Raw genomic sequence first — 25,183 nt, 5'->3', positions numbered from 1 at the left:
TTTTTTACCTTTTTAGATCGTTTGATCTTTGCCACCAAAGGTAATCATCACCATACCTACAATAATAACAAATATACCGACAACCTGCTGCCAGCTCAGTGGACTTTTAAAATAAAATGCCATTGCCAATTGAACCGTCAGAAAAGTCCCACCTGAACATAATGCGATAACAATAGGTTGAGAGACATTCTTAAATAATTGAATCAGAAACCAACTTGCTGAAAGCAAAATAATATTCCCAACAATCAACGCCGCCCATTTATATTTGGGGTGAATACCGCCAAGTTTAAATAGGATGGAGGAGACAATTTGGCAAGCCCAAAATGCCGCAAAATAAAGGTAATTTAACATAATTGTCGCTATTCGTATCTACTGTAAGCACCGTTAAAAGATTGACGCATTAACGAGAACTGGTCTATTACACTTTTAAGAAATTCCTCATCGAGCAATTCAAAAACACCATTTACGCCGCCTATGATGTCAACCTCTGCAATTTTATAAGATTGCTCCAGATTTCCTTGTTCAAATTTGATGATGAATTTCTGGTTCATTCCAAAGATGGAAATCTTGCAATCAGGATGGGGGAGTTCCGCTATTAATCTCATGTAAATCTCTTGTTTTAAAAATTACCATAAAAGTATAAAAAAACGCCCAAATGAAATACATTTGAGCGTTCAGGATTATGATATGATTAGAAAAAGGCTGATTATACAACTCCCTGAGCTTTCATGGCATTAGCCACTTTAATAAAGCCGCCAATATTGGCACCTTTTAAGTAATTAACAAAGTCACTTTCTTTGCCATATTTTAAACAAGTTTCGTGAATGCTTTCCATAATTGTTTTCAGACGGCTATCAACTTCCTCAGTACCCCATTGTGTACGGATCGAGTTTTGGGACATTTCCAGACCACTTACGGCAACCCCGCCAGCATTTGCAGCTTTCCCTGGTGCAAAACTAATTTTTGCATCTAAGAAAACCTTAATAGCTTCGGCAGTGGAAGGCATATTAGCGCCTTCAGCAACACAAATACAGCCATTTGACACAAGTGTTTTCGCATCGGATTCATCCAATTCATTTTGTGTCGCACATGGTAATGCAATATCACATTTAAATTGCCAAGGTTTTTGTCCCGGTAAAAACTGTGCATTTGGATAACGAGCAGGGTATTGGTCTAAATTCCGTCCTAAAGTTGCTCCAAAAGCCATTTTTTCTGTGTCAAAGCCATCTGGATCATACAATGTACCCAAGCTATTAGAAACAGTAATTACTTTTGCACCTAATTGCATTGCTTTTTCAACAGCATAAAATGCAACATTACCAGCACCTGAAACTGTTGCCACTTTTCCTTTTAAGGATTGTCCTTTATGTTTAAATATACAATCTACGAAGTATAGTAGGCCATATCCGGTAGCTTCTGGACGAATATAGGAGCCGCCCCATAATTCACCTTTGCCTGTTAGAACCCCAGTAAAATTGTTCTGAAGACGCTTAAATTGTCCGAATAAAAAGCCAATTTCACGTCCTCCAACACCAATATCCCCAGCAGGAACATCTGTATCTGCACCTATATGACGATATAATTCCGTCATAAAGCTTTGACAAAAACGCATGATTTCATTGTCTGATTTGCCTTTAGGATCAAAGTCAGAACCACCTTTACCGCCACCTATTGGTAAGCCTGTTAAACTGTTTTTGAAAACTTGTTCAAAAGCAAGAAATTTCAAGATACTTTGATTCACAGAAGGAGCGAAGCGAAGTCCGCCTTTATATGGACCGATAGAACTATTCATTTGCACACGGTATCCACGGTTTACCTGTACTTCATGATTGTCATCTAACCAGGTTACACGAAAAGAGATAATACGTTCAGGTTCGGTGAGTCTTTCAAGAATTTTTTGATCGAAAAACTCAGGATGATTGTTGGTGATATAAGGAAATAAATCCTCTGTAACTTCTTTTACAGCTTGTAAGAATTCTGGCTCATTTGGATTGCGTTTCTCAACGCTCGCAATGAACTCGTTAAAATTTTTTGACATGTTTTAATTAGTAAAATTTCCCTTTGGCTGGTACTAATTTATGTATTTTTTAATAAAAATCCAATTTTTGTTAATTTTTTATAAATTTTACGTTGTTATAATGAAATTTCGAATTCTATAAAATATGTCTATTTAGCTTGATAATATAGAATTGTAGCCGAAATCAAATCATCCGCGTATTTTATTCGATACTTTAGCTAAAAAAAAGAATCATTTTCGTTTTTATAATAGAACAGACTAAACGTAATGATTTGTGTAATTCTAAGCCTTATATATTTTAAAATTTATAAGGCCATTACATGGTGAAGTCTCAATAAATTGTAAGATCTGATTTTACGCGGAATTAAAATAGCTATGTGCAATGAGATTAGAGTCTTCGTTATAACAATGTAGCAATACTATTGGGAAAAAGGGAGGGTTTGCAAATTACTATTTAACATAATATAAATTATAATAAATATGTATAGTGATGAGAATGGAGGTTTTTAATGAATTATTTAATATAGTTATTGCTGGTTTTTGATATTATATAAAATAAGTTTTCTTACAATGATTTACAAATAAGGCTTACATATTTTAAATAAAAAAGGAATCCAAGCGAAACGCTCAGATTCCTCAATAAATATTTAGGTTGAATATTTACAGATTGAAAAATGCTAATCAACTGCCTGAATCATCAAAGCACCAACTGTTAAGTTAGTCCGTGGATCTATGACAATGGCTTGAGAATTTGCAGAATTTTCTGTCTGTAAATCAAATACAAGATTTTCAGCAGATTTGATTGCAATCCGACCAATATCATTGAGCTTGATCGTTTCGTCGAAAACTTTTTCCTGTGTGTTGATGTCAAATTTATAAAGCACATCGACAATCTTAATTTTTGTCAATTTACTGTGGCTTTGAAGCAAGTAGATCTGTTCGGTATCCAAGGGCTTATTGTCAAACCAACATACGTTTGCTTGTATATTGCGCTCAAATTTTGGCTGTTTTTCAACATTTGCAATCGTGTCGCCACGGCTAATGTCCACATCGTCTGTTAAATGAAGAATAACTGACTGTCCATTTTCTGCTCGGTCAAGCTTTAGGCCGTTAAATTCTATCGCCTTTATGGTACTATATGTTTCAGAAGGATAAATAATCACCTGATCGCCTACAGTAAGCCCCTCTCCTAACACTCTACCGGCATATCCTCTATAGTCATGGAGGTCATCTGTTTGTGGCCTTACAACCCATTGTACAGGGAATCTCCAATTCGCCGCTTGATTTTCATGAATTTCAACATTTTCCAGGTAATCCAATAGCGATTCTCCGGAATACCAGAGCATACGATCGGATTTATGAACAATATTGTCACCTTTCAATGCGGATACTGGGATAAAATCAACGTCCTGAAGTCCCAAGTTGGCAGCCAATTGCTGGTAATCATTTTTGATTTGTTCAAAAACAGTAGCGCTATAATCTACCATATCCATTTTATTGACACATACTAATACCTGCTTCATCGCTAGTAATTTAGCAATAAACGAATGCCTTTTCGTTTGTTCAATAACCCCCTTCCGTGCATCTACCAAGATGATAATCAGCTCAGAATTGGATGCGCCGGTAACCATGTTTCGCGTATATTGGATATGGCCCGGAGCATCAGCGATAATGTACTTTCGATGATCGGTCTGAAAATATTTGTAAGCGACATCGATGGTTATCCCCTGTTCGCGTTCTGCCTTTAGTCCATCCGTTAATATCGCTAAATCTACTGTTCCATCATCATTTTTTCGGTTGGCACGCTGTATCGCTTCCAATTGGTCATCCAAAATAGAATTGGTATCGTATAGCAATCGACCAATTAGGGTACTTTTACCATCGTCTACCGAACCAGCTGTTATAAATTTCAATATATTCATTGTTGTCAATATCAAGTATTAGATTTGAGGAATTAAAAATATCCCTGTTTTTTGCGTTCTTCCATTGCTGCCTCGGATACTTTGTCATCCATCCGAGCCCCACGTTCACTGACTGTTGATGCCTTGATTTCCGCGATGATATCATCCAAAGCAGTTGCTGTAGAATCTACTGCTGCTGTACAGGTCATATCTCCGACCGTCCTGAAACGAACAGATTTAGTCTCAACAACATCTTCCTCATCAATATTCAAAAATGGTGCTGCTGCCATTAATTGTCCGTTACGGGTAATTACCTCCCGCTCGTGACTAAAATAAATGGATGGTAATGCAATCTGTTCGCGTTTGATATAATTCCAGACATCGAGCTCAGTCCAGTTTGATATCGGGAATACCCGTACATTCTCGCCTTTGTTTATCTTACCGTTGAAAATACTCCACAACTCTGGTCTTTGTCTTTTTGGATCCCATTGTCCAAACTCATCACGAACTGAGAAAATACGTTCTTTTGCACGTGCTTTCTCCTCATCCCTACGTGCTCCTCCGATACATGCATCGAAACCGTGTTTCGAGATCGTATCGAGTAAGGTAACAGTCTGAAGTGCATTACGACTTGCGTTTTTACCTTTCTGCTCAACGACTTTGCCCTGATCTATACTATCTTGGACATAGCCAACAATAAGTTTTTCTCCAATTTCTTCAATAAGACTGTCACGGAAAACAATAGTTTCTGGGAAATTGTGCCCAGTATCAATATGAACCAGTGGAAAGGGAAATTTACCCGGTCTGAAAGCTTTTTTTGCTAGATGAACCAATGTAATGGAATCTTTTCCGCCCGAGAATAATAGTGCTGGTTTTTCAAACTGTCCAGCGACTTCTCTTAATATATATATTGCTTCCGCTTCTAAATGATCTAAATAGTCCATTCTTTGAAATAATAAAATTTGATTTAATGAATTCGGGTATACGCTTTTTTATGATTAAGATTTAACAGCATGTAAACCACATTCTTTTTTACTCTGATCTTCCCACCACCATCTTCCGGCACGAAAATCTTCTCCTTCCTGAACAGCTCTTGTACAGGGTTGACAACCAATGCTCGGAAATCCTTTGTCATGTAAGACATTATAGGGAATATACTGTTCTTTACAATACATTTTTACCTGATCAAAGGTCCATTCAAACAGCGGATGGATTTTTATGATATCATTTACTTCGTCGTACTCTACAAAATCCATATCATGTCTATTGACCGATTGTTCAGACCGAATGCCGGTAATCCAGATTTTTTTTCCTTTGATAGCACGCTGCAATGGTTCAATCTTTCTGATCCGACAACATTCTTTACGGTTTTCAACAGATCCATAGAAAGAATTAGGCCCCTTTTTACTGATAAAATCTTCCAGCAATATTGTGTTTGGTGTGTATGTCTTGATATTCAGTTGATAACGTTCCAATGTGCGGCTCCACAAAGAGTACGTCTCTTTGAATAATCGACCGGTATCTAAAGTGAAAATCTCGATACCGATATTGTTTTTGCCGATCCATTCGGTGATAATCTGATCTTCTATCCCAAAAGATGTCGAAAAAACAACTTCTGAAGGATATAGGGATGCAATTACTTGCAGCATCTCCACTCCCTTTTTATCACCGATAATTTCTTTAATTTCCTTAACGCTCATGACGTAATATATTTTTGGTATGTTCGTTCAGCTTCTTTACCTTAAATTCAAAGTCCCCTTTCAACTGTTCACGATATTCACTCATCAGTGAAAGCGTTTCGTCGATTTCAGCTGGTAATAGATCATTGAGCAGTTCCTTCACCCTTTTTGCAATCGTTGGCGATTTGCCGTTTGTGGAAATCGCAACTTTTAGATTGCCTTTAGTAACAATTGATCCCAAATAAAAGTCGCATAGATCTGGTTTATCCGCGGCATTGAAAAGTATATTGTGAAGTGATGTTAACGCACGAAGTTCATCATTCAGTTCCATATTGTTCGTGGCCGCAATCACAAGTTGCTTGTGTTCAATGTCAGTCGTCTCAAAAGGACGTATATGAAGTTGAATGTGAGGATAATTCCTGAGTAATAGTTCAAATTCTGGAACAATTTCCCTTGCAACAACAGTTAGGTTCAATCGCTCATCATTTGTTATCAATGCCTGGAATTTTTCCAACGCAACTTTTCCTCCTCCGACCAGTAAGGTCTGGATCTGATCAAGTTTAACGAATATGGGAAACAACTGATTCATATTTATAATGCAAGCGCCTTTTCTTTAATCTGTTGAAACGATCTGTGTTTCGCCACCACTTCACCTATGATGATAATAGCTGGTACCCCAACTCTTTTTTCAGTAGATTCATCTAATATATTGTCTATTGTTCCCAATACAACCTTTTCATTGGGCAGTGAACCGTTCTGAATCAAAGCGATAGGTAAATGATGAAGATTTTTATCCCGGTAGATGGCCACGATCTCTGCTAATTTTCCATAGCCCATCAGAACGACTACAGTCGCATTGGATTCCGCTGCTAGGTATAGATCGCTAGATAAACTACCATCAGATTTTGACCCTGTTATCACCCAAAAGCTTTCACTAATCCCTCTATAGGTCAAAGGAATCTGCTGTAGCCCCGTCAGACCGATAGCGGAGGAAATACCCGGTACAACGGCTGTTTCAATACCATATTGTGCCACATGATCGATCTCTTCACCCCCACGTCCAAAGACAAAGGGATCTCCACCTTTCAAACGCACCACATGCCCATAATTTAAAGCATAATCAACCAGTAAGCGATTGATTTCATCTTGTGATGTTGAAAGCTGTTCAGCACGTTTTCCGACGTAAATTTTTATACAATCTGCCTTCGCATAATCCAATAGTTCTTCATTAACCAGCGCATCATACAAAATAACATCCGCTTTCTGGATTGCTTTGATCCCTTTAAGGCTAATCAATTCTGGGTCTCCTGGCCCAGCACCTACTAAAGTTACTTTTGCTTCTATCGACATTCCGTTCCCTCCTAAGCCAATACAGGCGTTAAATTTTTACGTTGATAAACCTCATTGATAAACTTTGTGGCTTCTTGTAGATAACCTGTTGCAAAAACCTCCGTAGGTTCATTTTTACTGATTTGTAAGACAAGCTCCGGAAATGACTGATCAAAGTTATATTCCCCGGACTCCACAAAATGTGTCTGGAATTCATTGATCACTGTATTTTGTGTGCTTGCGCTAATACCTTTATCTAACAGCAAGGCTTTCGCTGCCTGAACAAAGGCATTGTATGCATGATAGATAGCGTCTGCGAATTTTGCTTCCCCGAATGTCTCATTTGCCCATTGCAGCTTTTCCTCCGCCTCATAAATCAATGTTGCTACCAGATCGATCACTACCCCAGCACACTCACCCACACCTATCGCTGTTTGAAAAGTACCTTCATGTCCCCAATCCACAAACTCATCTTCCGAAAGCGTTGTTAGATCTGACAGTGGCTTTAATAGATTGTAAAAATAATTTTTACCTTGTCTGTCGTAATACGCATGAAAGTTTTCAGTTTCTTCCGCATTCTTTTTGTAATCGTTCAGTACGAATTCAACCACATGCAATACTCGTTTGGTGGGTACTTTGATAATCCGTTCGGCTACCCGGCCTTCACCATCGCCGATCGTGCCACCACCGAGCATAACCTGGGCGGCAGGAACTACCTTACCCTCTGCTTTAACTGAGCTGCCATGGAAGCCAATATGTGCCAGTCCATGTTGGCCACAGGAATTCATACAACCGGATATCTTAATTTTCAAATCTCTGTTGAAAATAAAATCTTGGTGGAATTCGGCGATATATGACTCAATGACCCGCGCCATTTCGGTACTATTTGAAATGCCAAGATTACAGGTGTCCGTGCCAGGGCATGTTGTCACATCTGCAGTACTGTCAAAGCCTACCTGAGCAAGATCTAATGATTTTAGCAGTTGATAAATATGAGGTAGCGACTTTTCGGTTGCATACTTCAATAGCAAACTTTGGTTTTGTGTTATCCGGATATCATCCGCAACGAGATCATTTAGTCCAGCGATCAAGGACCGCGCTTTATCGGTACCGATGTCCCCGGTGGAAACACGTACATAGACACCATAATAGCCTGCTTGCTTTTGTTCAAATGTATTCGTATTCTTCCATACCTGATAGTTTAAATCGGTATCGAGATCAAGTACGGTGATTTGGCTGTCATCCGGTGGTAGCGGTTGTTTAATTTTGGTTCGATCGATAGCGAAAGCTTTTACTTTTGTAGCAATCTTTTCTGCTTCGATCAGATTTAACACCTCTTCCAAGCCAAGTTTCTGAATAAGATATTTAAAGCGAGCCTTGTTACGGTTGTTGCGTTCGCCGTATCGGTCAAACACTCTTAAGGTAGCCTCTATATAAGGAATTAGCTCATCTTCCGGTAGAAATTCATTTGTTAGCGATGCTAAAAATGGCTGTGATCCCAGTCCACCTCCTAGCAAGACTTTGAAACCACGTACTTCTACACCATCGACATACTTTAATTTTGGAATAAAACCCAAGTCATGGATATACGAGAAAGCGGTGTCCTCTTCACTTGCAGAAAAAGACATCTTGAATTTTCTACCCATCTCCGCACAGACTGGATTACGTAGAAAATATTCAAATGTCGCCTGTGCATATGGTGATACATCAAAAGGTTCTTTCGGATCAATACCCGAAGTTGGTGAAGCCGTTACATTACGAACAGTATTACCACAGGCTTCCCTTAGGGTAATATCGTCCTCTGCCAATTTTGACCAAAGTTCTGGCGTGCGATCCAGACTGACGTAATGAATCTGAATATCCTGACGTGTGGTCAGATGCAGGTTGCGACTTGCATATTCATCAGAGATTGCTGCGATTTTGATCAATTGTTTAAAAGTAACTTTTCCAAATGGAAGTTTGATACGAACCATTTGAACCCCTGGTTGTCTCTGTCCATATACTCCCCTGGCAAGGCGCAGTGATCTAAATTTCTCATCAGCGATCTTACCTTCGTGAAATAACCGAATCTTTTTTTCAAGTTCAATAATCTCCTTTTCCACGACTGGATTTTCTAATTCTGTACGGAAGCTTTGCATAAAACAAATAAAATCTATTGATTTAGTATTCTTTTCTCGATGTCAAATGTAAAAATATTTTTTTAATATTCTATAATATCTACCAAATTAATATATATTTGCCGTATAAAATTTAATATACTAAACCTGTAGACTAATAGGTGTAATGATAAAAAGATGTTTTATAGTCCTTGTTTTTAGCTTTATAGTTGTATCTAAGATCACGTCATGCGCGCCAAAAGTAAAGAATGGATATAGCAAAGAGTTAGGGTTTGAAGGTAATATTTCATTATCTGGAGCCTTTGCCCTCTACCCTTTGGTGGTAATCTGGAGTGAAGACTTTAAAAAAATTCACCCTCATGTTCGTTTTAATATTTCCGCAGGCGGAGCGGGCAAAGGAATAGCCGATGTGCTAACTGGTATGGTAGACATTGGTTTGGTATCACGGGATCTTCATGCGCAAGAAGTTAAAAAAGGTGCAGTTCCTATTATCGTTGCTAAAGACGCTGTGATTTGTACATTGAATCCGGGCAATCCGAATTATAAAGCATTACTGAAACGAGGTTTAACACGGGAGGAACTTGCGGATATTTTTGTCAATCGAAAATTTAAAACATGGAATCAAATTGATCCGCAGTTTACAGCAGATCCGATTAATGTCTACGTGCGTTCGGATGCCGCCGGAGCGGCAGAAACCTGGGCCAAATTTTTTGGACACAAACAGGAGGATCTGCAAGGTGTTGGCATCTTCGGAGACCCTGGCATCGCCCAAGCGATTAAAGATGATAAGTTTGGCATTGGCTTCAACAACATTAATTATGTATATAATTTAAAGACAAACAAAGTATTTGATCATATTGATGTATTGCCATTGGATTTAAATAAAAATGGGAAAATCGAAGCAGATGAGCAATTCTATGGCTCCCTGTCGGACTTGACAGCAGCGGTTGCGGCGGGAAGATACCCTGCCCCCCCTTCGCGTGATCTGACATTTGTCACACGTAATAAGACAGAATCTCTGCTCTTGAAGGAATTTATCTCATTTGTACTACAGAAACAGGCGCAATCACAATTACTGGAAAATGGTTATGTACCATTGAGTGCAACACTGATTAATGAAGAACTAAATAAGTTATAGCATGCTAAATACACGTCTAGTTAAAGATACTTTAGTAAAACGGTCCACATTATTATTGCTGCTGATTTCGCTTTCAGTTGTCCTTATTATTGCGGTCGGTTTAACCGTAAAATCCATTCCACTATTTGAATATAGCAATGTATTTCAGCTGTTGACAGACAAAGTATGGGCGCCTATGAAGGGCTCATTCGGATTTTTGCCTTTTATCGCTGGCACACTCGCTGTCACATTGATATCCCTTGCCATTGCCATACCACTGTGTATATTAACAGCTGTTTATCTGACTGAATATGCTTCAGATGCATTGAAAAATATGATGCTCCCGCTTGTTAATGTTTTGGCTGCCATTCCTCCAGTGCTATATGGTGTTTGGGGCGTGTTATTTATTATACCATTGATCCAGCTTTATATTGCTCCGATTTTTGGCGTGGTGACATCTGGTTATTCGGTGTTAGCCGGTGGGGTCGTGTTGGCAGTCATGATATTTCCGATCATGATTTCAATTATGGTTGAGGTGCTCCAAACGATTCCATATGAATTAAAAGCAGCCTCTTTGTCTTTAGGAGCAACAAAATGGGATACCATAAAACATGTTATTCTCAAAAAAGCAAAGCCCGGGATTATTGCGGCAATTGTCCTATCAACCTCTCGTGCGTTTGGAGAAACGATTGCGGTATTAATGGTTTGTGGTAATGTGCCTAAGGTTCCTACGTCCATCTTTGATGCCGGTTACCCCATCCCAGCTTTAATTGCCAACAATTTTGGTGAGATGATGTCTATCCCACTTTATGAGTCAGCATTGATGTTTTCAGCATTATTGCTATTTGTGATCATATTTGTTTTCAATTTAATATCACGTCTGATCTTGAGACGTCTCGAAGGAGGTTTAGATGGATAATACCAAAAGAAGGTTATTGAGCGAAAAAATCGCGAAGGGTTTCATGCATCTGTCCGGAATCACAGTGACTGCTTCCCTATTTTTTATTGTAGGTACGATCCTCTATAAGGGGCTTCCCTATCTCAATTGGGAGATGGTCAGCCAATTGCCCAAAGGTGGGTTTTACATCGGCAAAGAAGGCGGAATCTTAAATGCCATATTAGGTTCACTCTATCTGGCAGGTGTAGCGACTGCCCTTTCCGCTTTTATTGGCATCCCAATATCTCTTTATCTTAATATTTATTTAGGAACAAATTCCAGAGTAACACAGTTTTCAAAGCTTTTGTTCGATGTACTTTACGGTGTTCCATCCATTGTTTATGGTGCTGTCGGCTTTGGTATCATGGTCTATTTTGGTATTAGAGCTTCGCTATTGGGTGGTATCATTACGGTCACACTATTGACGATCCCTATTGTGGTACGGACAGTAGACGAATTAATCAAAACGATTCCTGAAGATTTGAAAAATGTCACGCTTTCCCTTGGTACAACACGTTGGGAGCTCGCTAAGGTTATGTTGCGGAGCATTCGCGCTGGACTATTAACGGCTATTCTGTTGGCGTTTGGAAGGGCTATTGGTGATGTTGCTGGTGTGCTATTGACAACAGGCTTCAGTGATAATCTGCCTAAATATATAGATGAACCTGCAGCAACACTTCCCTTGGCCATATTTTTTCAGTTAAGTAGTCCAATTCCTGAGGTACAGGGGCGAGCTTACGCTTCAGCCCTGGTTTTAACAATCATTATTTTAATTATCGTAGTATGCACGCATATCCTTCAATCGAAACAAAAGAATCGTCGTTAAACAGCCCATTAACTGATCCCCATATACAGATTAAGGATCTTAATGTATATATCGACGGACGACATATCTTAAAAAATATTAATCTTGCCTTACCCAACAATAGTGTAACTTCTATTATAGGGCCTTCGGGTTGTGGTAAGACCACCTTGCTGAAAACACTTAATCGACTGGTTGACGATACGAAAGGTGTTGAAATAACAGGGTCTGTGCTCGTGAACGGTGAGGATATTTATGGTAAGGATGCTGAGGTAACACATATTCGTAAGAAGATGGGGCTTTTATCCCAAAAACCTTATCCCTTACCGATGTCCATCTACGATAATGTCGCTTATGGCCCGCGTATACATGGCACCAAGAATAAAAAGGAACTGGATAAAATTGTCGAGACACAATTGCGAAATGTAGCCTTATGGGATGAGGTCAAGGATCGTTTGGGGCAGTCTGCAAGTGGTCTTTCGATTGGACAGCAGCAACGACTTTGTTTAGCCAGGGGCCTTGCTGTTGAACCTGAAATTATACTTGGCGATGAATCGACTTCCGCATTGGACCCATTATCCACAGCAAAAATTGAAGAATTATTAATTGAGCTTAAGCAGGATTATACCATTGTTCTGGTTACACATATCTTACGACAAGCTAGAAGGGTGTCCGACTATATTCTTTTCGTTTATGGGGGAGAAATCCTTGAATTTGGTCCCACTGAGCAAGTGTTGTTAAATCCACAGCATGAGATTACAAAACAATATGTAAAAGGTTTTATCTCCTGATAAACTGCCTATCGTTTATATATATAAAAGTCGAAGATTCTAGGAGGCTCCATAAAATCTTCGACTTTTCACTTCTTTACTTTTATTACAGCTTCTTTATCTCAGGTCGAATAAATCATCAACACCTAATATCTTTTTAGAAGTAAATCCTTCCGCATACTTTGCCTGGATATAACGGCCAAATTCTCTCGCTCTAGCAGCAGTAGATTCCATAAAATCCGGATTGGAGATATAGGTTTGTGGCTCATCTGGATTGGTGTTTTCACCTGTATAGAATTGTGTTTTATAGGCTAGGATTGACTTCTCCTTGATAGTATAGTAGTCCGTAATATCAATAACCACGTCAGGTTTGATATAATAATCCTGTACAAACTGTAATACTAACCGTGGTCGAAAGGCTTCTTGGACATGATTATTTTCATCTTTTGTTTCCACTTTTCTTAAACCCGAAAGGAAACAAGCTTCACTCACAAGCTGTCCTGCCCTGCCATGATCAGGGTGACGGTCGGTAATCGCATTGGTAATAACAATTTCAGGTTGGTATTTCCTTATTGCACTTATAATAGCCATTTTTTCTTCGATAGCATTTTCGAAAAAACCATCTCTGAGACCAAGATTTTCGCGAGTAGCCAATCCCAGGATCGTTGCGGCATCTTTTGCCTCTTGCGCCCTTGTCTCAGCTGTACCGCGTGTGCCTAGTTCGCCCTGTGTCAGGTCTACAATTCCTACTTTTTTTCCTTCAGCAACATATTTTGCCATTACTCCGCCTGCCCCTAATTCTGCGTCATCGGGATGCACAGCAATGACTAATAAATCTAGTTTTAGCATATTGATATCCTCTTTTTTGTTTACAGCTTCCAATTTCACCAAAATCGGTTAAAATGATTCTGCAGTTAATTCTTTCATATTGCTAGCTTATTTTGACGATAGCCAACATAGATGGACTTACTGCTGTGAAGCCGAGGTCAAAGGTAGAAAGTTTGTTGTTTACTCCGCTAAAAGTCGTTCGATATTACGACAAATTTTACCTGACAATGGCGAAGTCGTGGGGTAATAGAAATCCACAACCTCTCCCTGCTTGTTGATCAGGTACTTGTGAAAGTTCCAGGAAGGTTTACTATTTATATGACCGTTTTCTGTCTTATTTGAAAGAAAATTATACAATGGCGTCGTATAGGTACCAACGACATGGCTACGCTTAAAAACTGGAAAACTGACTTGTTGGTTTATTCGACAAAATGTCTCCAACGTACTGCCTGTCAGGGGTTCTTGATTCCGAAAGTTATTGGATGGGAATGCCAGTATCTCAAACCCCTTTTCTTTATACTTTTGATAGAGCTTTTCAAGCGATTTAAATTGTCTCGTAAACAGGCACTGACTCGCTGTATTGACGACCAACAAAACCTTTCCTTCAAAATCCCCTAGAGATTTCATGGTTCCATTGAATTGCAAGGCATCAAAGTCATAAATCGTTTTCATATTATCTTAATTTAGGTATTTACATGAGGATCCGGATACTTTTTCAAGTCTCCTTGTAATTAGCATATCGAAATCTACATGACCGGTTTAGGTCTTGATCTTTCAAATTCCCGGATAATGTTTTCGATTTCGAAGTCCTCCTTTGGATCGTACGCAGATTTTAGATTATGCCCAAAAATTTTGGCAACCCCTTGATAAAAGAACGCGGAGATTCCACCTTTCATTTCTTTTACCATTTCGTAGCTTGTATGCCCTGTATAGCGATCGATCAGTTTTATAAGAATTTTACCCTGGGAAATGGTCATGTTTTTAATTTCCCTATTAAACATTTGTTTCACGTCATTTTCACAACGCTCCACCAAGGCTTCATGCTCCTTTTTTTCAGATGTCATGGCTAGATCCCGATCCAGCTGGTCGTATCTTTTTTGTGCATAGATCGCATAAGGAAGTACCTTCAGTACATTTCGTCTAAAGCGTAGATATTCCCGTCTTGCTTCCTCGCTTGACCATACTCGTTTTCTGACAATAACAACCTCAGGGATGGGAAACCAAGGTAGAATCTCGCCCGAAGGTAATGTTGTTTTCATATAATCAGTCACAGTCTCTTGCGCCCCTTCACCATACAATGGAAGAACAAGAGATTGAGCCTGTGTCACACCTGACAAGGTCCCAAGAAGAAAAAGCAAACCACCTACTATTGTCTTCATCTGAATGACTATATAACTCTTTTAATTTGTCAATGCTATTATATTTTGGTAAATTTATTACAAAATAAGTTAGCTTGATAATCGTATTCGAAATACATTAACTAAATTAAACAAAAATACTCAAAAAAACATCATTTACCTGCAACGTTTATGAAAGATTATGTGATTGATATAGAGGCAGAAAACAAAGAGATAAGAAAACGTTACCGTGCATTATTGCGTGCCTGCAAGCCTACTTTGCAGCGCGGGGATAAGCAAGAGATTCGTAAAGCTTTTGATTTGGCATTGGATAGTCATAAGGAAATGCGCCGCAAATCAGGAGAACCTTATATTTATCATCCTATTGCTGTGGCGCAAATTGCTGCTGAGGAAATAGGCTTAGGTACGACCTCCATTGTATGCGCTTTGCTCCATGATGTTGTTGAGGATACCAATGTGACCTTGGACGAAATTGAGGAAATGTTTGGAAAAAAAGTTCGTCGCATTATCGACGGATTAACTAAAATTTCCGGAATATTCGATCCTAATAGTTCAATGCAGGCCGAAAACTTCCGTAAAATGCTGCTCACTCTTGCAGACGACGTACGTGTTATTCTTATCAAATTGGCGGATAGGCTGCATAATATGCGGACGATGGAGTTTATGGCAAGAGATAAACAGCTGAAGATTGCTTCGGAGACCAGTTATCTCTATGCCCCTTTAGCGCATCGCTTGGGTCTATATGCAATTAAATCAGAATTGGAGGACTTGTCCATGAAGTTCACCGATCCGGATACCTACAAATTTATTGCCCGAAAACTGAATGAGAAGAAGGCTGAGCGCGAGAGATTTATTGGTGATTTTATTGACCCTATTAAAGAAATTCTAGAAGAACAAGGGATTAAAGCATCTGTGTTTGGAAGGCCCAAATCCATCCATTCGATCTGGAACAAGATGCGCAAAAAGTCAATTCCATTCGAGGAAGTATATGATTTATTTGCCATCCGTATCGTCATCGATGCGGTAGACGAAAAGGAAAAAACCGAATGTTGGAAAGTATATTCCATTGTTACGGATTTATATCGCCCCAATCCAGACCGTTTACGCGATTGGATCTCCTCCCCCAAAGGAAATGGTTATGAATCTTTGCATACCACAGTGATGGGCCCCAAAGGCCAATGGGTAGAGGTACAGATTCGGACCAAACGGATGAATGAAATTGCAGAGAAAGGATTTGCGGCCCACTGGAAATATAAAGAGTCTAATTCAGATTCTGGCCTGGATCAATGGATCAAAAAGGTACGCGATGTATTGAGCAGCCCTGATCAGAATGCCATGGATTTTGTGGATGATTTTAAGATGAATCTGTTCTCCGATGAGATTTTTATCTTCACGCCAAAAGGTACACTGATTCAATTACCCAATAATGCCACGGCCTTGGACTTTGCCTTTGAGATTCACTCCGATATAGGTGCAAGTTGTATTGGTGCCAAAGTGAACCATAAATTGGTCCCACTTAGCCACGTCTTGCAAAATGGTGATCAAGTAGAGATTATTACATCGAGTAAGCAGTCTCCAAAAGAAGATTGGCTCAATTTTGTAGTTACCGCAAAAGCGAAATCTAAAATTAGATCCTCCCTTAAAGAAGAAAAACGAAGAGTCGCAGAGGACGGTAAGGAAATTCTGGAACGTAAATTGAAGTCTTTAAAAGTAACCTACAATACAGATAATATCAACAAGATTGCTAATTATCTGAAATATCCAAGTTCTCAGGATCTTTTTTATAACGTCGCAAAAGGCATTGTTGATATCAAGCAATTGCGCGAGTACGTGGCGCATGAGAAAGCAGTTGAAATTAATGCGGGTTCTTCTTCTGGCAATCAGTTCAATAGCCATATCGGTGGTTTGGTCGAAAAGATCAATAAGAAAGAGTTTGATACCATCCTTATTGGAGATGATATGCAAAAAGTTGACTATACCCTAGCCCCTTGTTGCAATCCGATTCCTGGCGATGATATTTTTGGCTTCCTGACAGTCAATGACGGTATCAAGATCCATCGTACCAGTTGCCCCAATGCGTCCAAGTTAATGGCGAATTATGGCTACCGTATCCTGAAGGCACGCTGGGCTTCTACAAAAGACTCTGCATTCCTGACTGGGTTGCATATTGTGGGGATCGATGATGTCGGATTGGTCAATAAACTCACAACGGTTATTTCCCAAGAGTTTGCCGTTAATATTCGCTCCTTATCCATATCGAGTAATGATGGTATTTTTGATGGGAATATTATGGTATACGTCAATGATACACAGCAATTAGAGAGCTTGATGAAAAACCTCAAACAAGTAAGAGGGATTACAGGAGTAAATCGTTATGAATCTGAAAATTAATCAAATGAATATCACAATTTAGAAATACTATCAAATGTCAATCTAAATTGGTAAATTTGTACAAGAATATTTTTACTATGAATCAAGCTGAAAATTTTGCAACTGTAAAAAAAATCTTTGAAGCATACTTAGAAAATAAAAATCTAAGAAAAACTCCAGAGCGTTATGCTATCTTGGAAGAGATCTATTCACGTACTGATCACTTTGATGTTGAGTCTTTGTATATCCATATGAAGAACAAAAAATACCGTGTCAGCCGTGCTACAGTTTATAATACCCTCGAATTATTAGTGTCTTGTGATTTGGTTACTAAACACCAATTTGGCCGTAATATGGCTCAATTCGAAAAGTCTTACGGTTTCAAACAACACGACCACGTGATTTGTATTGAATGTAATAAGGTTGTAGAGTTTTGTGACCCTCGTATCAACCAGATCCAAAGCCTTATGGGGGACCTATTGAAGTTTGACATCAAACACCATTCTTTAAATTTATACGGTGTATGTCAAGATTGCCAGGAAAAAAATAAAAAAGAAGAAACCGTAGCCCAAGAAGCTATTTCAAATTAATCTTATATTTTTGTTAAATATAATAGTACATTTGTTCAGGAATGTTCAGGAGAAAAATTCCTGAACATTTTTATTTTTTTAATGAGTCTATTTTTATTAATAACATTTTAATTACTATACTTTAAAAGCTATGCAAGTTGATGTGCTTTTGGGCTTACAATGGGGTGACGAGGGTAAAGGTAAAATCGTAGACGTATTTTGTCCAAAATACGATTTAATCGCTCGTTTCCAAGGCGGCCCTAACGCCGGACACACGTTGGAATTTGATAACAAAAAATTCGTGCTCAACACAATTCCATCTGGTATCTTCAATGAAGGTACACTAAATCTTATTGGTAATGGTGTCGTTATTGATCCGATTATCCTAAAAAGAGAATTAGACAACCTTAAGACAGCTGGTTTTGATCCGGTGGGTAAAGGCAATTTGGTGCTAGCGCGCAAAGCACACCTTATTTTGCCAACACACCAATTATTGGATGCCGCTTCAGAATCGAAAATGGGCGCAGGCAAGATTGGATCTACCTTAAAAGGTATCGGCCCAACGTACATGGATAAGACTGGTAGAAACGGCTTACGTGTAGGTGATACGACTCTTCCAGATTTTCAAGAGCGTTATCAAAAGTTGAAAGAAAAGCATTTAAATATTCTTTCACACTATGGCGATATTCCTGATTTCAGTGAAAAAGAACAAGCGTTCCTAGATGCTATCGAATTTATTAAAACCATTCCTCATGTTGATTCAGAGCATTTAGTCAATCAATATCTGAAAGAAGGCAAACGTGTATTGGCTGAGGGAGCTCAAGGTACCCTTTTAGATGTGGATTTCGGTTCTTATCCATTTGTTACTTCATCAAATACAACTACTGCTGGAGCTTGTACCGGTCTTGGTATCGCTCCCAATAAAATTGGTAAGGTATATGGTATTTTCAAAGCTTATGCGACCCGCGTAGGTGGAGGTCCCTTTCCTACTGAACTTCATGATGAGACTGGTGAAAAACTACGTCAATTGGGTCATGAATTTGGTGCTACGACAGGTCGTGCCCGCCGTACAGGATGGATTGATATCCCAGCACTAAAATATGCGATTATGCTGAATGGTGTGACTGATTTAATCATGATGAAGGCCGATGTATTGGATACTTTTGACAAAATCTACGCTTGTACACATTATAAATATAATGGTGAAGTAATTGATTACATGCCATACGAGATTATTACCCATCAGGCAGAACCGATCTTGGAAGAAATTCAGGGTTGGAAACAAGATTTGACTGGTATCACATCCGAGGGAGAGATTCCTGAGGCATTAAACAACTATATTTCTTATTTGGAGAAAGCACTTGAAGTTCCCATTACGATTTTATCGGTAGGTCCGGATCGTAAACAAACACTGGCTTTATCAAAGTAAAATATGAGGATCGAAAGTTTTGATCTTCTCGATTCTAAAGATAAATTTCATCAAAAAGCCCTGCATTGGTCAGGGCAATTTGATGAAATTTCTTTCTTTAATAGCAATGGCGCGCCTGACGAATGGGGAAGATTTGAGAGTGTATTGGCGGTGAAGGCGTTGCATTCTTTTTGCACGGATGATAATGTATTGGATCAATTACAAGAGTTCCTATTCCAGCATCAGTGCGAGTTTATTCCAGGATTTCTATCTTATGATCTTAAAAATGAGATCGAAGATTTATATACGAGTGCAACGGATAAACTTGGATTCCCAACAGCATACTTTTTTGTACCTGCCATTACAATCAGATGGACAGCTAACCAGGTAAACATTGAAGCAGATGACCCCGTTGCGGTGTATCAGTCCATCTGCGACACAACAATTCCACAGATAGATGCTACCCTAGATCTGCACCTACGCTCTCGGTGGACGAAAGAAGAATACCTTGATGCCTTTGATAAAGTGCAGCAACATATCCAGCGTGGTGATATTTACGAAGTAAATCTCTGTCAGGAGTTCTTCGCCGAAAATGCAGATATTAACCCGATGGAAGTTTATCTAAAATTGAATACTGTATCACCTACTCCATTCAGCAACTTTTTTAAAGTTGGCCATCATTATATCATGAGCGCTTCTCCAGAACGTTTTTTGGCGAAAAGACAAGGTAAACTGATTTCTCAGCCCATTAAAGGCACTGCCAAAAGAGGTGTTACAGCATACGAGGATCAAGAGATTGTCAGTCGTATGCTCCAATCGCAGAAAGAGATTGCCGAAAATGTAATGATTGTTGATCTTGTCCGTAATGATTTAACGCGAAGTGCCCTTCCTGGAACTGTTGAAGCAACACGTTTGTTTGAAATCCAATCTTTTAAACAGGTACATCAGATGATATCTACCATCACCTGTACTCAAGATCCAAAGATGCCCAATATGGACGTATTTAGACATACATTTCCTGCGGGTTCCATGACAGGGGCGCCCAAGATTGCTGCTATGCGAATCTGTGATCAGATTGAAGATTCCAAAAGAGGTGTATATGCGGGTTCCATAGGCTATTTTGATACCTTACATGACGAATTTGATTTTAATGTCGTGATCCGCTCTCTCCTTTACAATCAACAGGAACATTACCTCTCTTTTCATACAGGCGGGGCAGTTACCAACCAAGCATTAGCAGAACAAGAATATCAGGAGTGTCTTTTAAAGGCTTCTGCAATCTTTCATGCATTGAATACTAGTTTGAAATAATAAAACTATACTAATTTTGTAGAGAATATTTTTTGCTTCAACTATTTTTTCGAACTTTGTGCTGTTGACAACGCAGATCCCCTATATCGATATACATACACATCGGCCTAATACTATACAGGACGGTTCTACACTATCTGTTGTAAATATAGCATTGAACCATAGTGAATCTATTATTAAAGGAGACTGCTCGATTGGTTTACATCCATGGTATATCAACAACAATACGGAAAAAGCATTGGAATTGATGCGTACAATGATACAAAACGCGAATGTTGTAGCATTAGGTGAATGCGGTCTGGACAAAAATAGCACTGTTCCCTTTGAGGAACAGCAACAGGTTTTTGACCAGCAGATTCTATTGGCTATATTTTTTCAGAAACCGCTGATTATTCATTGTGTTCGTGCTTTTCAGGAGATTCAGGCTTCTTTGGCAAAAGAAAAATTTCAACTCCCGGTTATCTTTCATGGTTATCGCAAGAATTGGATCTTAGCCAAACAGCTCATTGATAAAGGGTACTACCTTTCAATCGGTGTCCATTGTTTGGATGGCAGCCAGGATCAAGTCGTAAAAAATATTCCCCTTGCACATTTATTTTTGGAAACAGATACCGATACAGCAACGGAAATTGCTAACCTATATCAATATGTCGCTCAAGTTCGGTCTATTCCAGTAGAGATGCTAAAGCAGGCATTATATCATAATTATAAGATTGTATTAAAAAATGAAAGATTTAAGTTGGCTGTCACGCACTGAGGCATTGGTCGGTAGGACAGCTTTGGAAAAATTAGCGGATTCACACGTAATGGTTCTGGGTCTAGGTGGTGTAGGTTCCTTTGCTGCAGAATTTATCTGTCGTGCAGGGGTTGGTAAAATGACCATTATAGATGGTGATACGGTAGACCCATCTAACAGAAATAGACAACTCCCAGCTCTTGCAACGAACCATGGTGAAGCGAAAGCTGAAATTATGAGACAACGTCTTTTGGCTATCAATCCAGAATTGGAGTTGACCGTAATCCAAGACTTTATTATCCCCGAAAAAATACCAGCTTTATTGGAAATGAAACCTGACTATTGTGTGGAAGCCATTGATAGTATCACACCGAAGTTATTCTTCATCAGACTGGCACTGGATGCAAAAATGCCATTTGTAAGTTCAATGGGTGCGGGCGGTAAAGTTGATCCAACTAAGATTGAGATTGCCGATATAAGTAAGTCCTATAACTGCAAGTTAGCCCAGCATATCCGCAAAAAATTGCGTAAACATGGTATCCGTGACGGTGTTAAAGTTGCCTTCTCAACTGAATTGCCAGACAAAAAATCCTTGCTGTATACCGATGGAAGTAATTTCAAGAAATCGGCTTATGGAACAATGTCCTATCTACCGGCAGCTTTTGGCGGTGCGATTGCTTCAGTTGCTATTCGGGATCTGATGGAAAATGCCTAAATTGGTGCTAAATAAACATATGCATAAATTATAAGAGCTACTCGCCTATGGGTTGGTAGCTCTTATTTTTGTTATGGATACGAGTGAGCTATCGACTCGTTACTCCTTTCATATCAAGACCTTTTGGTTTAATATGTTCCAATCTTTTCTTTAACGAATCCAATTGCGATTTTTCAATATTTCCGGTAGCGATAATTGTCCCCTCCTTTACTTGAGCTGTAATCGTCGGAAAATCCTTTAAAACCCGATTGACATCTCTAGTTAAAGTCGAATCCACTGCCCCCTCCACTATTTCATGATATTTTTCGCGTGCATCTTCTGGTTCCGGAAGATTGACCATAATATTGTTATGGATCGATTTGATATTTTCACCGCCGGCCAACTTTGTTTTCTCTTCAATAACCTGTTTCAATGAATCTGATCCTAATTGTCCGTTCAAGGTAACATTACCCGCTTCTACATCCACTGCTATGCCTTGGTTATCTGCTAAAGCTTCTTCAATTTTAGACTTTAACTTATCATCGGATTCTGGTGACCGGCATGAGTGAACAAAAGGTAAAACACCTAATGAAAATATCAAAAGTAAGTTGTTTAATTTCATCGTATCGTTTTATTTTCGTTCATAGTAAAAACAGTTAGATTGAGATATTGTTTAGCTTTCCTGTATTTTAGCGATTAATAGACTCCTGTAATTGTCTGATTTAGTTTGTTAAATAGAAAGCTATCTCCTGTTTTTTTACTCAGAAGCAGTTGACCTATAGGTGATACTGGTGAAATTGCAAATACATTCATATCGTCTATTTTTAATGCCCCGATACTAGTTGCAATAAAGTAGAGTCCTAGATTTGTCTTGACAAGGCTCCCTAGTTTTACAAAGTCCGTTGCGTCTGCTATTGTTGTCGCGATATTGGTCAGTTGTAATAGGTCTTTATTCGCTTCCAGAAGTTGTCCCTGATAGCGATTGATATCTTGTTGGATCATCTCGCGGGAAGTTTCATATTTGTCACCAGCGCTACTTTTTGTATCGTCATTACTGGAATCTCTAGCGGTTTCCAGAGCAGATTCAATCATCGCGATCCGATCATTTGTCCGTGCGATGGAAACTTCTAAAACCATCTTTTTTATATCAAAATAGCTATTTGTCATTCTGAAAAATAAGAAATATGTTTTATTCAAAAAAATATAAAAACAATAGGCTTAAGTTCAACAGTATAGAAAAAATTAAGCTGTAAAAAACATGAGTGGTATTGCAATAAAGTAAAAAATTACTACATTTGTGCACTGAAACACGGAAAGGTGTCAGAGTGGTCGAATGAGCAGTCCTGGAAAGACTGTATACGGGATGACTGTATCGAGGGTTCGAATCCCTCCCTTTCCGCAAAAAAAAGAGCAACTGTAGAAAGTTGCTCTTTTTTGTTTCGTAGAAACTCCTCTTCTTTATTCCTGAAAAAATTTGATAAAGCACACATACACATTTTTTTGATTTTATCATGTAAACTTTTATCTACTGTTTTGGCGGCTTACTGTTTTAGCGCAAATAATTTAATCATTGTTTCACAATAAAAACAATTTATTACGTTATCTTTATTAGGAGCGTAAATCGCATTTATCACATAAAAATTTATAATAGAAAAAATGGGAAAATTTGTAGTGAAAACAAGAAAAGATGGCGAATTCCAGTTTAATTTAAAAGCTGGAAATGGTCAGGTTATTTTGAACAGTGAAGGATATAAAACAAAGGCGAACTGTTTAAATGGGATTGAATCTGTAAAAAGGAACGCCCAGGATAATGATAAATTTGAAAGAAAGACTTCAACAAATGGGAAGCATTATTTCAACTTGAAAGCAACCAACGGCCAAGTTATAGGAACAAGCGAAATGTATGAAAGTGCGAATGGAATGGAAAACGGTATTGAATCTGTAAAATCAAACGCACCAGATGCAACGATCGAAGATCTTGATTAGCGAATAAAAAATGATTTGTATAATCAAGTGCAAGTAGAGCCCGATATTATATGTCGGGCTTTACTCATATCAGAACATGATAGGTTCCGCTTTCAGAAAGCAATAACACTTTTACAAATGCCGATCCCTCTCTGCTATTTCTAAATCATTAATACTCGCGTACCGTTTGCTCATCAGACCATTTTCATCAAACTCCCAGTTCTCATTTCCATAAGCTCTAAACCATCTTCCATCTTTGTTTTTATATTCATACTCAAATCGGACAGCAATTCTATTTTCGGTATGAGACCAATACTCTTTTTTCAATTTATAATCCAGTTCATTCGCCCATTTTGTCGTTAGAAACTGGACGATCTCTTCCCTACCATTGATAAATAGATGCCGATTTCGCCATTCGCTGTCTATCGTATAAGCCATGGACACCCGCTCAGGATTCTGGGAGTTCCATGCATCTTAAGCCATCTGGATCTTTTGTTTTGCCGTTTCCAATGTAAAAGGTGGCAATGGATGTTTCTGTTCCATAAATTTTAAATAATATGATTAACAATTTCTTTTGATTGCAGAACAAGTTCATTTGACCTAAAAAGCTGACTTTCAATAATAGCGCTTTCAAACAATAGATAGATATGCGCAGCCAATAAGCCCTCACCTAGTATTTCTGTGAAAAATCTTCTCAGATCATTTTTGTGAGACTGTATGACAGAAAGAATTGCACTTTGATTTTTTGAGAGCTCAGAAAGAATATTTAGGAAACTACAACCTCTAAAATTTTCTTTATTATTCATATGAATAATAAAATCAAATGCAGCCAATATGGATTGTTTATGGCTGACTGAGTCTTGCGTATATGCGCGGAGCTCCGAAAACCAAAAGGCATGTCTAGAGGTCAAAAAAGCGATGCAAAGATCATCTTTGGATTTAAAATGCTGATAAAAACTAGCTTTGGCAACCTTTGCCTCACTTATGATCTGATTTATCCCTGTGCTATTGTATCCCTGTTGATGGAATAATAAGGAGGCTGTATTTAAAACTCTCTCTCTTGGGTTATCCATTTCTTTAAATTTTGTAATACAAAAATAGAAAACAATCATTAAACAGACAAGTCTGTCTGTTTAATGATTGTTTTAAATAGACGCATAAAAGATACCTGTCATAAAACAATACTAGCTGTAATTTGTCTTATATTCAGTCGGTTATGGTTTTTTTGAAGTTATCACTATATATAAAATTAGCTGTAAAGAACTTTTATCAGCA

The 25,183-nt window shown here is 38.6% G+C and carries 26 protein-coding genes, 1 tRNA gene and 1 pseudogene; 12 read left to right on the top strand and 16 right to left on the bottom strand.

Features of this window, described 5'->3' with window-relative positions; all coding sequences use genetic code 11:
• Positions 1-12: 12 nt before the first annotated feature.
• The 9 genes from ABFX33_RS15990 to ABFX33_RS15950 all read right to left on the bottom strand — a co-directional run bounded on the left by ABFX33_RS15990 (position 13) and on the right by ABFX33_RS15950 (position 9,064).
• Complete coding sequence (locus ABFX33_RS15990) at positions 13-351, bottom strand: hypothetical protein (protein WP_257090853.1); 339 nt, start codon at positions 349-351, stop codon at positions 13-15.
• 8 nt (positions 352-359) lie between these two features.
• A complete protein-coding gene (locus ABFX33_RS15985) occupies positions 360-605 on the bottom strand; it encodes a hypothetical protein (protein WP_108634281.1) in 246 nt (81 codons plus the stop codon).
• 101 nt (positions 606-706) lie between these two features.
• The gene (gdhA, locus tag ABFX33_RS15980) at positions 707-2,038 is read right to left on the bottom strand and encodes an NADP-specific glutamate dehydrogenase (protein ID WP_346086841.1); all 1,332 of its coding nucleotides are present in this window, start codon (positions 2,036-2,038) and stop codon (positions 707-709) included.
• Positions 2,039-2,694: 656 nt separating this feature from the next.
• Entirely contained in the window at positions 2,695-3,939 is a 1,245-nt protein-coding gene (locus tag ABFX33_RS15975) for a sulfate adenylyltransferase subunit 1 (protein ID WP_346086840.1), read from the bottom strand.
• Positions 3,940-3,971: 32 nt separating this feature from the next.
• Positions 3,972-4,862, bottom strand: coding sequence for a sulfate adenylyltransferase subunit CysD (gene cysD, locus ABFX33_RS15970; protein ID WP_120257501.1), 891 nt, complete (start codon positions 4,860-4,862; stop codon positions 3,972-3,974).
• A 54-nt stretch (positions 4,863-4,916) separates the two neighbouring features.
• On the bottom strand, positions 4,917-5,618 hold the full coding sequence (locus ABFX33_RS15965; protein WP_346086839.1) for a phosphoadenylyl-sulfate reductase: 702 nt from the start codon (positions 5,616-5,618) through the stop codon (positions 4,917-4,919).
• Positions 5,608-6,186 carry a precorrin-2 dehydrogenase/sirohydrochlorin ferrochelatase family protein gene (locus tag ABFX33_RS15960; RefSeq protein ID WP_346086838.1) on the bottom strand — a complete coding sequence of 193 codons (579 nt, stop codon included), beginning with the start codon at positions 6,184-6,186 and terminating at the stop codon, positions 5,608-5,610. The genes ABFX33_RS15965 and ABFX33_RS15960 overlap by 11 nt, the downstream gene beginning before the upstream one ends.
• A 2-nt stretch (positions 6,187-6,188) precedes the next feature.
• Positions 6,189-6,947, bottom strand: a complete 759-nt coding sequence (cobA, locus tag ABFX33_RS15955) for a uroporphyrinogen-III C-methyltransferase (RefSeq protein ID WP_120257504.1) — start codon at positions 6,945-6,947, stop codon at positions 6,189-6,191.
• Positions 6,948-6,958: 11 nt separating this feature from the next.
• A complete protein-coding gene (locus ABFX33_RS15950) occupies positions 6,959-9,064 on the bottom strand; it encodes a HEPN domain-containing protein (protein ID WP_346086837.1) in 2,106 nt (701 codons plus the stop codon).
• A gap of 145 nt (positions 9,065-9,209) precedes the next feature.
• Here ABFX33_RS15950 and ABFX33_RS15945 point away from each other — a divergent pair, with 145 nt between their 5' ends.
• Genes ABFX33_RS15945 through ABFX33_RS15930 form a run of 4 tightly spaced genes read left to right on the top strand, consistent with a single transcriptional unit; the run spans position 9,210 to position 12,690 of the window.
• A complete protein-coding gene (locus ABFX33_RS15945; protein ID WP_346086836.1) occupies positions 9,210-10,181 on the top strand; it encodes a PstS family phosphate ABC transporter substrate-binding protein in 972 nt (323 codons plus the stop codon).
• A 1-nt stretch (position 10,182) separates the two neighbouring features.
• Complete coding sequence (gene pstC / locus ABFX33_RS15940; RefSeq protein ID WP_346086835.1) at positions 10,183-11,079, top strand: phosphate ABC transporter permease subunit PstC; 897 nt, start codon at positions 10,183-10,185, stop codon at positions 11,077-11,079.
• Entirely contained in the window at positions 11,072-11,923 is an 852-nt protein-coding gene (locus ABFX33_RS15935) for a PstA family ABC transporter permease (protein WP_120257508.1), read from the top strand. The genes pstC and ABFX33_RS15935 overlap by 8 nt, the downstream gene beginning before the upstream one ends.
• Positions 11,881-12,690, top strand: a complete 810-nt coding sequence (locus ABFX33_RS15930) for a phosphate ABC transporter ATP-binding protein (protein ID WP_346086834.1) — start codon at positions 11,881-11,883, stop codon at positions 12,688-12,690. The genes ABFX33_RS15935 and ABFX33_RS15930 overlap by 43 nt, the downstream gene beginning before the upstream one ends.
• Before the next feature lie 96 nt (positions 12,691-12,786).
• Here ABFX33_RS15930 and bshB1 read toward each other — a convergent pair whose 3' ends face one another.
• From bshB1 to ABFX33_RS15915, 3 genes are all read right to left on the bottom strand, one after another.
• Positions 12,787-13,518 carry a bacillithiol biosynthesis deacetylase BshB1 gene (bshB1, locus tag ABFX33_RS15925; RefSeq protein WP_346087902.1) on the bottom strand — a complete coding sequence of 244 codons (732 nt, stop codon included), beginning with the start codon at positions 13,516-13,518 and terminating at the stop codon, positions 12,787-12,789.
• A 159-nt stretch (positions 13,519-13,677) separates the two neighbouring features.
• Positions 13,678-14,169: a glutathione peroxidase gene (locus ABFX33_RS15920; protein WP_120257510.1), complete on the bottom strand. Its 492-nt coding sequence runs from the start codon at positions 14,167-14,169 to the stop codon at positions 13,678-13,680.
• Between the two features lie 74 nt (positions 14,170-14,243).
• The gene (locus tag ABFX33_RS15915; RefSeq protein ID WP_120257511.1) at positions 14,244-14,876 is read right to left on the bottom strand and encodes a DUF4294 domain-containing protein; all 633 of its coding nucleotides are present in this window, start codon (positions 14,874-14,876) and stop codon (positions 14,244-14,246) included.
• A 150-nt stretch (positions 14,877-15,026) separates the two neighbouring features.
• Between ABFX33_RS15915 and ABFX33_RS15910 the strand changes: the two genes are divergently transcribed.
• From ABFX33_RS15910 to ABFX33_RS15885, 6 genes are all read left to right on the top strand, one after another.
• A complete protein-coding gene (locus tag ABFX33_RS15910) occupies positions 15,027-17,246 on the top strand; it encodes a RelA/SpoT family protein (protein ID WP_120257512.1) in 2,220 nt (739 codons plus the stop codon).
• A gap of 77 nt (positions 17,247-17,323) precedes the next feature.
• Positions 17,324-17,815 (top strand): Fur family transcriptional regulator, encoded by a 492-nt coding sequence (locus ABFX33_RS15905; protein WP_104381932.1) that lies wholly within the window; start codon positions 17,324-17,326, stop codon positions 17,813-17,815.
• Positions 17,816-17,945: 130 nt separating this feature from the next.
• The gene (locus ABFX33_RS15900; protein ID WP_120257513.1) at positions 17,946-19,223 is read left to right on the top strand and encodes an adenylosuccinate synthase; all 1,278 of its coding nucleotides are present in this window, start codon (positions 17,946-17,948) and stop codon (positions 19,221-19,223) included.
• 3 nt (positions 19,224-19,226) lie between these two features.
• Positions 19,227-20,513, top strand: coding sequence for an anthranilate synthase component I family protein (locus ABFX33_RS15895; RefSeq protein WP_346086833.1), 1,287 nt, complete (start codon positions 19,227-19,229; stop codon positions 20,511-20,513).
• A gap of 64 nt (positions 20,514-20,577) precedes the next feature.
• The gene (locus tag ABFX33_RS15890; protein WP_346086832.1) at positions 20,578-21,270 is read left to right on the top strand and encodes a TatD family hydrolase; all 693 of its coding nucleotides are present in this window, start codon (positions 20,578-20,580) and stop codon (positions 21,268-21,270) included.
• A complete protein-coding gene (locus ABFX33_RS15885; protein ID WP_346086831.1) occupies positions 21,239-21,964 on the top strand; it encodes a tRNA threonylcarbamoyladenosine dehydratase in 726 nt (241 codons plus the stop codon). The genes ABFX33_RS15890 and ABFX33_RS15885 overlap by 32 nt, the downstream gene beginning before the upstream one ends.
• A gap of 88 nt (positions 21,965-22,052) precedes the next feature.
• On the opposite strand, the gene ABFX33_RS15880 is transcribed toward ABFX33_RS15885, so the two are convergent.
• Together ABFX33_RS15880 and ABFX33_RS15875 are read right to left on the bottom strand one after the other, a co-directional pair.
• The gene (locus ABFX33_RS15880) at positions 22,053-22,565 is read right to left on the bottom strand and encodes a BON domain-containing protein (protein ID WP_346086830.1); all 513 of its coding nucleotides are present in this window, start codon (positions 22,563-22,565) and stop codon (positions 22,053-22,055) included.
• Positions 22,566-22,639: 74 nt separating this feature from the next.
• Positions 22,640-23,080: a GreA/GreB family elongation factor gene (locus ABFX33_RS15875; protein WP_346086829.1), complete on the bottom strand. Its 441-nt coding sequence runs from the start codon at positions 23,078-23,080 to the stop codon at positions 22,640-22,642.
• Positions 23,081-23,254: 174 nt separating this feature from the next.
• Here ABFX33_RS15875 and ABFX33_RS15870 point away from each other — a divergent pair.
• A tRNA-Ser gene (locus ABFX33_RS15870) sits at positions 23,255-23,342 on the top strand.
• Between the two features lie 257 nt (positions 23,343-23,599).
• Positions 23,600-23,929, top strand: coding sequence for a YegP family protein (locus ABFX33_RS15865; protein WP_257090833.1), 330 nt, complete (start codon positions 23,600-23,602; stop codon positions 23,927-23,929).
• 111 nt (positions 23,930-24,040) lie between these two features.
• Here the strand turns inward: ABFX33_RS15865 and ABFX33_RS15860 are convergent.
• Positions 24,041-24,370: pseudogene (locus ABFX33_RS15860) on the bottom strand (DUF1348 family protein); the annotation flags it as partial.
• A gap of 86 nt (positions 24,371-24,456) precedes the next feature.
• Positions 24,457-24,981, bottom strand: a complete 525-nt coding sequence (locus ABFX33_RS15855) for a TetR/AcrR family transcriptional regulator (protein WP_346086828.1) — start codon at positions 24,979-24,981, stop codon at positions 24,457-24,459.
• Positions 24,982-25,183: the final 202 nt, after the last annotated feature.

Source organism: Sphingobacterium ginsenosidimutans (assembly GCF_039536865.1).
Lineage (GTDB): Bacteria > Bacteroidota > Bacteroidia > Sphingobacteriales > Sphingobacteriaceae > Sphingobacterium > Sphingobacterium detergens.
Note: the sequence above shows the minus strand (reverse complement) of the source record. Positions and strands in the feature narration are given on the sequence as shown.